At 68.2% G+C, this 3,506-nt stretch carries 4 protein-coding genes and 1 pseudogene; 3 read left to right on the forward strand and 2 right to left on the reverse strand.

The genetic code is table 11. From position 1 onward, the window contains the following. Together A8G08_RS23560 and A8G08_RS23565 are read right to left on the reverse strand one after the other, a co-directional pair. Nucleotides 1-732, reverse strand: a 732-nt coding sequence (locus tag A8G08_RS23560; protein ID WP_084436790.1) for a hypothetical protein, incomplete at its 3' end; no start/stop codon positions are given. Continuing rightward, nucleotides 720-1,646: a hypothetical protein gene (locus A8G08_RS23565; protein WP_245672974.1), complete on the reverse strand. Its 927-nt coding sequence runs from the start codon at nt 1,644-1,646 to the stop codon at nt 720-722. The genes A8G08_RS23565 and A8G08_RS23560, both read right to left, overlap by 13 nt. Before the next feature lie 224 nt (nt 1,647-1,870). Here A8G08_RS23565 and lspA point away from each other — a divergent pair, with 224 nt between their 5' ends. From lspA to A8G08_RS23580, 3 genes and pseudogenes are all read left to right on the forward strand, one after another. Then, a complete protein-coding gene (gene lspA / locus A8G08_RS23570) occupies nt 1,871-2,347 on the forward strand; it encodes a signal peptidase II (RefSeq protein ID WP_245672975.1) in 477 nt (158 codons plus the stop codon). Next, the gene (locus tag A8G08_RS23575) at nt 2,344-3,270 is read left to right on the forward strand and encodes an RluA family pseudouridine synthase (protein ID WP_068279618.1); all 927 of its coding nucleotides are present in this window, start codon (nt 2,344-2,346) and stop codon (nt 3,268-3,270) included. The genes lspA and A8G08_RS23575 overlap by 4 nt, the downstream gene beginning before the upstream one ends. After that, a pseudogene (locus A8G08_RS23580) lies at nt 3,263-3,506 on the forward strand (hypothetical protein); the annotation flags it as partial. The gene A8G08_RS23575 and the pseudogene A8G08_RS23580, both read left to right, overlap by 8 nt.

Consider the following 3,506-nt stretch of genomic DNA (forward strand, 5'->3'; position numbering starts at 1 on the left):
GGGGGAGCGCAGCCGATCGGCTTGTGTCTGTGCCAGATTCGTGAGCGCCGCGGGATCGAATGGGGTCTGTTGCGTGGCGGCGAGCTGGAACACAGTTGAGCCGGTAACCGCGATGACGACATCGGAGATCAGCGTCAGGCCCTCGCTCGTCGTCGTCACCCGCACCGCCCGGGAGGCATCCCCGGCACCCGCCAGCGGTAGGTCGGCCACTCGGTAATCGACGGAGAATCCGTCGGCGTCGGTTCCGCGGTAAACGGTGCACTGTGCGAGGCGTTCTTGCACCGCATCGAATGTCGCCGCGGTGCGGTCCGCCGGGTAGCTTGCCGCGTCGATGTCGATACCGGCGAAAGCCGGACCCGCGAAGTGGGCACTCGCCTGCGCGACCGCACCCTCGGCCTGCTGGGCGATCGGTGCGAGCACCTTCGCGCAGTCGGCGGGATCGGTGCGCGACTGGTCCGGGCCGTTGTCCTTGGCGGCGTCCGGGTCGGTTGGGACATCGAGCGACACGTAACCCACGGGCAAGTCGGCAATGGTTAGCAGGGCCGCCGCGAGGACCGCGGAATCGGTGATCGGTGGCCCGGTGGCGGGAGAGGGCGCGCTCACCGCAGGTTGCAGTGTCGCGAGTCGCGTGGTCGACGCGGCGTCGGACCCCTCATCGGAGCCGCACCCCGCGACCAGCAGAGTGACGACGCCCAACGCGACGGCAGCAGGTCTGGCCCTTAGGGCAGCCACTGCACCGTGCTGTTCGTCCGCTGATTCAGCCGGGTGGTGTCGTTGGGTACGCGGTAGGACTGTTCGCCCGCCATCGTGACCATGCCTTCCACCGGCAGGGGGAGACCCACGTCCACGGTCAGCTGTCCCGAGCCGTGCATGTCGTAGTGCTCGATGTCGAGCATGCCGGCCCCGTTGGGCAGGTTCCACACGTTCGAGCGTGGCGTCTGCCGCACATCGACGGCGATGGTGAGCCGGTCTCCGTCGCGAGCGAGCAGGGTCGCGGTGGTGACCTGATCGAGCGTCACGCCACCCGAGATCTGCTGCTCGATCGTCCACACCGCGCCGGTGCCGAGTTCGTCGTCCGGAAACACCACCGTGTGGTAGACCGCCTGGTAGAACGCCTGCTCGACGGCCTGGCGTGCCGAGTCGGACGCCTCGTTCGCCGGGGTGATCTGCAACGCGGTGATCGCGCCATTCGGCGAGATGGTCAGCCCGGCATGCGAACCCTCGGCGGCGGCGAGCGCCTGCTCGAGATCGGGGTCCGGGCAGCTGATCCGGCCGAGTAGCAGATCGGCACCGCCGTCATTGCTCGTCGCCGCGAGCGGCATGGTGACCCCGGGGGTCGAGAAGTCCTGCTCGGGCTGGCTGTCCACCTGCTGCCGCACACCGTTCTCGGTGTGCAGGGTGACGTTCTGCTGGGTGCCGGAAGCAGCGTTGGGCGCCAAGCGGATTCGCGGTTCGGACCCGGTGTTGAGCACATGGGTCTGCACAGGCGGGATGGGAACGGTTACCTCGTTCGTCGCCGCCGGCTCTGCGTCGTCGCCCTCCGGACCGCTCGACGTCCCGGCGCATCCCGAAACGAGTGCCGAACACCCAACTGCCACCGCAACAAACCACGCGCCGTAGCGCACAGGGATCAACGACACTGCCACAGCAACAGGCTACGGGGCGTTTCACCCTGCTCTGTTCGGAGACCGCCACACGGCCGCGGTGCGGCCCTCGCGCACCTATAAGGGATGATGTTCTGGTGAGTACCGATCGACCGACGGAAGACGACGCGGCCGCGCGAACGGAGGGCGACCCGCCTGTGCGATCGGAGGGCGACCCGCCTGTGACACCCAACGCGCCGGACGCCGATGAGCGCCCTCGCCTTAGGCTGCCGCTTCTGCTCTGGGTGGGGGCGTCGGTGATCGTGCTCGACGTCCTGACCAAGTGCCTTGTCGTCGCACTCATCGAGCCGGGTAATCCGGTGCAGATCATCGGCGACACCGTCACGTTCAAGCTGGTCCGCAACCCGGGCGCCGCGTTCTCGATGGCCACCGGAATGACGTGGCTGCTGACGATCATCGCGGTTGGCGTCGTGATCGGCGTGATCCGGATGGCACGCCGGCTGCGTTCACCGTGGTGGGCGCTGGGCCTGGGCCTGGTGCTTGGCGGTGCGATCGGCAATCTCATCGACCGGTTCTTCCGCTCTCCGGGCCCGCTGCGCGGTCACGTGGTCGACTTCGTGTCCGTCGGCTGGTGGCCGGTATTCAACGTCGCGGACTCGGCGGTCGTGTGCGGCGCGATCCTGATGATCGCGCTGAGCCTGTTCGGCTACGAACCGGACGGCACCAGAAGGCCTGCCGCATGAGGGAAAGCCGGTCCATGCCGGTTCCGGACGGTCTGGACGGCATGCGGGTCGACGCTGGTGTCGCTCGGCTCCTGGGCCTGTCCCGCACCGCTGTCGCGATGCTCACGGAGGAGGGCTCGGTCGTCGTCGACGGCATCGCCGCGGGCAAGTCGGAGAAGCTGGTCGCCGGGGCCTGGCTCGAGGTGGAATTGCCCGAGCCCAAGCGCGAGCTGACGATCGAGGCCAAGCCCGTCGAGGGCATGAACATCCTGTACGCCGACGACGACATCGTCGCGGTCGACAAGCCGGTCGGCGTTGCCGCACACACGGGTGTCGGATGGTCCGGTCCCACCGTGGTTGGCGGGCTCGCCGCCGCCGGCTACCGGATCTCCACCTCGGGTGCGCACGAACGCCAGGGCATCGTGCACCGCCTCGACGTCGGAACCTCGGGTGTCATGGTTGTGGCCACCTCCGAGCGCGCCTACACAGTGCTCAAGCGCGCGTTCAAGGAGCGCACCGTGGACAAGCGGTATCACGCGCTGGTCCAGGGACACCCGGATCCGAGCAGCGGCACCATCGACGCTCCGATCGGCCGGGCGCGCGGCAACGACTGGAAGTTCGCGGTCACCGCGGACGGCAGGCCCAGCGTCACGCACTACGACACGGTGGAGGCGTTCCAGTCCGCGAGCCTGCTCGACATTCACCTCGAGACCGGCCGCACCCACCAGATTCGCGTGCATTTCTCCGCGATCCACCATCCGTGTTGCGGTGATCTGACCTACGGCGCGGACCCGAAGCTGGCCAAGCGGCTCGGCCTCGAGCGGCAGTGGCTGCACGCGCGTGCGCTCGGATTCGCGCATCCCTCCGACGGCCGCTGGGTCGAGATCACCAGCGAATATCCCGCCGACCTGCAGAACGCGCTCGACGTCCTGCGTGATGCCTAACTCGCGCACTCTGCTCGCCGTCCTGCTTGCGCTCGCGCTCGCCGGAATCCTCGTCGCGTTCGGTGCCTTCGACGCGCCACGACGTGGCGACATCCTCACCGACAGGCTGGGACCCGAAACATCGGAACCGGTCGCCGATTACCTCGATCGGGCCGCGGCCTCGCTCTCCGATGATGATGGTGAAACCCGTTTCGCGCTGGTGTCATTCACGTCCGAACTCGCGCCCGCAGATGCGC

Source organism: Aldersonia kunmingensis (assembly GCF_001646865.1).
Classification (GTDB): domain Bacteria; phylum Actinomycetota; class Actinomycetes; order Mycobacteriales; family Mycobacteriaceae; genus Aldersonia; species Aldersonia kunmingensis.